5 protein-coding genes are annotated in these 3,975 nt (G+C 59.9%); 4 read left to right on the forward strand and 1 reads right to left on the reverse strand.

Annotated elements, in window-relative coordinates:
- From HCC78_RS29980 to HCC78_RS29990, 3 genes are all read left to right on the forward strand, one after another.
- Positions 1-1,146 (forward strand): Ig-like domain-containing protein (locus HCC78_RS29980; protein ID WP_172332414.1); only part of this gene is annotated, 1,146 nt, incomplete at its 5' end.
- A gap of 65 nt (positions 1,147-1,211) precedes the next feature.
- Complete coding sequence (locus HCC78_RS29985; protein ID WP_172332415.1) at positions 1,212-1,409, forward strand: hypothetical protein; 198 nt, start codon at positions 1,212-1,214, stop codon at positions 1,407-1,409.
- Positions 1,410-1,816: 407 nt separating this feature from the next.
- Positions 1,817-2,029 (forward strand): hypothetical protein, encoded by a 213-nt coding sequence (locus HCC78_RS29990; RefSeq protein ID WP_172332416.1) that lies wholly within the window; start codon positions 1,817-1,819, stop codon positions 2,027-2,029.
- Between the two features lie 467 nt (positions 2,030-2,496).
- Here HCC78_RS29990 and HCC78_RS29995 read toward each other — a convergent pair whose 3' ends face one another.
- Complete coding sequence (locus HCC78_RS29995) at positions 2,497-2,988, reverse strand: hypothetical protein (protein ID WP_172332417.1); 492 nt, start codon at positions 2,986-2,988, stop codon at positions 2,497-2,499.
- 470 nt (positions 2,989-3,458) lie between these two features.
- On the opposite strand from HCC78_RS29995, the gene HCC78_RS30000 reads away from it, so the two are divergent.
- On the forward strand, positions 3,459-3,975 hold a 517-nt coding region (locus HCC78_RS30000), incomplete at its 3' end, for a hypothetical protein (RefSeq protein ID WP_172332418.1).

Below are 3,975 nucleotides of genomic sequence, written 5' to 3' on the forward strand. Positions count from 1 at the left end.
GGCGACTATACCTTCTGCGTTGACATGCGGGATGATGCGCCGCTGGACAGCGAGTATGGCCTCATCGGCGTCGGCTTCACCGACTTCGGGTTCACGAACCAGACCGGCAGCTACAACTTCGCCAGCGAGGCGGTCGCGGCAGCAGGGTTCGTGGCGGTGGGCGTTATGCCGCTCGGGTCCGGCATGGTCCGCTTCTGGGTCCACATCACCGTGTCCGGAACCGGAGACAGCCGGGTCATCCTGGACCTCGGCCATCTCTCGTCTGTCCAGAGCACCAGCTACCGCAACCCGGCTCTGTTCAACGGCCACGCTACCGAGGCGGAGCTTGCGTCTCTCGGCGGGGTAGTGGAACCGGCACCTGCCATCCTCTCGACCTACCCGGCCAGCGGACAGACCAGCGTTGCGGTCGATGCGGCGATCACCGTCACCTACGATCAGGACGTGGTCCTGGTCGGCACTCCCACCCTGACCGAGAGCGGCAGCCCGGTGGCGTTCACCGCCAGCGTCAGCGGTGCGGTGCTGACCATCACCCCGGATGCCGATCTGGTGACGGACGGGACCTTCGTGGTCACCCTTCCGGCAGGCGTTGTCGAAACGGTCCTCGGCACCCCGAGCGACGCAGCGAACTTCTCCTTCGCAACCGTTGCGTCCACCCTGTCCTGGGCCAGCAGCCTCGTCTCGCCAGACTTCTCCGATGCGGTTTGGGACGGCGGGCAGACGCTCACGGCTGGCTGGCTCGCCCTGGCGGATACGCAGCTCATACGGGCGGACAGCCTTGACGGGCTCGGAATGCCCCAGCTCGGAGCGGGGGACTACACCGTGGTCTGCGACATGCGTGACGATGCCCCGCTGGATGCCGGCAACGGCTACTTCACGCTGCGCCAAATCAACGGTGACATCAACTCGCTGACGACCCTGGCATTCGCGACCGATGGGGTGTCGTCCGCTGGCATCGCCCATGGGGCCATCGACATGGGCGGCTACTTCCGGGTCTGGACGCACTACACGTCCGCGGCAGCCGCCGACCGGACCTACCTCGAGGTTGGCCGGACAACTGGCGTGCAAGGCAACAGCTACGGCAAGACCGGCATCTTCACCGGCCACCTGACCGAGGCCGAGATCGGCAACCTTGCCGGAACCGCATGAACCAACCCAAGGCCCCGGCGCTTGTCCGGGGCCTGCCTGATCTTTCTCCATGAGGAGGCCGACCCATGGCAGATGAATTTGCGGCCCACGCCGCCTGGCCGGACAATCAGCTGGCCAGGATCAGCCTGTCCGCCTCCGGCTCGACGACCGGCATGAACGGCCTGTTCCATGCGGCGGCGGTGCTGGACAGCGGTGCCACGCATGCCGAGCGGGAATTCTCGGACGCATGGCTCGCCTCGAAATGCGGGAAGGCCATCGCCTGAGCTATGGGTCTGGTTTCACGCCCCGGCCTTTTTCTTGGCCATTGGTGGTGCTCGCCGTGCAATGCGGCGGGATGGATGGCGTGACCCCACCCCCTGGAAAGGCGGCCATGATTTCTCTCAATGAAAAAGTGCCGCCATGAAAACATGGCGACACAGATGTTGATTGAAAGAAACTTGTACGGGGAACAAAAGTTTCCACAATTATCAAGATATTACACGTCAACTATGCACCCATGAGTCCACAACCTTAGATGGACTTCAAGACTTGCAATGTTAATTCTTTTTTAATTTTTATCATTTTGCGATTCTCTTGGTGGCAGGTCACTCTCAGCCGACTTGCCGTGAGGGGTGCTATCGCTCTGAGGCGGGGTGTTCTGCAAAATCAGCTTTCGCGTTGGAGCTTTTTCATGGCCATCGAAATGATCGGCATGCGCCGCTCGAATGAGGCCGGAGAACCGGATCCTCTTGGGCCGCTGGAAGTCCTGTTCTTCGACGGAGAAATGCGCGTTGTGGCGTCGGTGGTGATCTCTGGCGACGGGGCCGCCGTTGCGCATGCTCTCGATGGCAACGAGATCACCGCGCTCTGCAAGATCCGGGTGGGCGAAGCAGATGGTGCATGAGGATTGTGGCTCTTTTCTCGGACACATCCCTTTTGAAGGATTGGTTAACACTTTCTTAATAATTGTTAACGTATGTTGAGGCGTGTCGTGCACTCTCCCCAAGAGCTTTTGGTCTGGATGATTGCTTTTATTGTTCAGACCCATGCATGGCCTGCGGTGTGCCAAGCCACCTCCTAGAGTGGCTTGGCCCCGCCACCTGGAAATCACCGTGTCTGCGGCTATTAGTGCCGGTGCCTGACCTGTCGGTGGGTGGTCGGCCCTCGCTGCTGCACAGCAATTCTGGCATGCTCGGGTTCCGGGGGAACGTGACGCGGCCTCGCGCAGTGATGGCCGAACGCGATTCCAGACGCGGTCGAACTTCCTATCCCTCGGCATCTATCGTTCAGCAGGCCAAACTGAAAAAGGAAAGCGCAGCGTCCATACCCGATTTGCCGCGCGCCGCCTTCCGGGGCGCGCGGGTCCGCCGGTCAGGATGCCTTCCGGCGGGCAGCGAAGGCGCCGCCGCCCAGCAGCGCGGTGCCGAGCAGGATGCCGGCCATTGGGACCGGAACGGCCTGCGGCGTGAAGCTGAAGGTGATGCCCGCATTGGCAGGCGCGCCGGTCATCGAGAATTCCACGGTGAAATCGCTCGAAATCACGAAATCCGAGATCGCCGAATATGCCAAGGCAGCCGAAGGGCTTGTCGGTGACAGGTCGATCACCGTTGAAAACGGAGTCGTTGCAGAGTCGAGGCCGTAGAGCACCAGCGACAGGGAGTCGCCGTCATGGGCATCGGTGCCCGCGACCGAGATGCCCGAAAGCTTGAAACTCTGTCCTCCGGTCTCGTATGAAAACGAAGCCGTGTCATCCGGCGCGGACAGCACGAACGCCTCGGTGACCTCGACACCATCCAGCAGAGTGGATGAATGCGCAAAGACAGGCGCCGCGACCATCGCCGCAGCACATATAATTTTCCTCATATTTTCCTCTCCCCTAAAGAAACGCCGGAATTCGAAGAATATTTCCGTTCGTTACCTCATCAGGGATACATGGAAGGAGGTCTGCTGTCGAGAAGTGCTTATCATGTTGTGCAATTTTTTACGTGCATTGGGTTGCGTCGAATGAAGGACTTGCACAGTGCCGTGCCGTTGCGTCTGACCGGCGTCGGTTGCGCGGCTGCGGTGCTCGGCGTGCCACGCGGCGGGGCAGGTGGTGGAGGCGCGGCTCGGGTGGGATGCCGGGGCGAACCATCGTCATGGATCAGAGATCTAGCGCTAAGCCGGTTGCGCCGAATTGACGCGAAGTGCGTTATTTTTGCTTTCATGGGTTTCGTATTTTGATTAATTTATATTAATAATAAACTTCGCATCTCCTTGTTGGGAATAGCTACAAGGCCTTGAAATAAAAAATCTTTGCGTCATCGTGCGCAAGGTCTGCGACTGGAATTCAGATGATTTTCGACACCGACATTGCCGCTCCGACCCTTCAGTCTCTCACGATCCCGACTAATCTTCCTGCAGCCACGTCCGGTCAAGTTAGCTTCTCGATCAGCGCACGGGCGCGAGATGACTATTCCGGTATCGGTTCTGTCAGTCTCTCATTCGGCGGCATCGTGTCGGGCGCAGTTTCCAGTTCCTCTCGCTCGTCCAGTTCGTCCAGCGGAGGTTGGACCTATGGGGAGGTGACAACGAATTATGGCGTAGGCCTGTCTTCCCGGACCGGAATTTTGACGATCAGGAGTGCGACCGTTGAAGACCTTGCCGGGAATAGCAGGACCTATGCCGCTAGCGAACTGCAGTCCCTCGGTGTGAATACTGAAATACAGATCGGGTCTGTAGTTTCCGAAGAAGAGCAATCCGCCGCGGACACCACACCTCCAACGCTCCTGACTCTCAACATCCCCTCGACCATCGATCTCGGGGATGGCGAGGCGGTGCTGGAGATCTCCGCCACGGCGGTGGATGACC

The sequence above is a fragment of the Mangrovicoccus sp. HB161399 genome, assembly GCF_013184745.1.
GTDB lineage: Bacteria > Pseudomonadota > Alphaproteobacteria > Rhodobacterales > Rhodobacteraceae > Mangrovicoccus.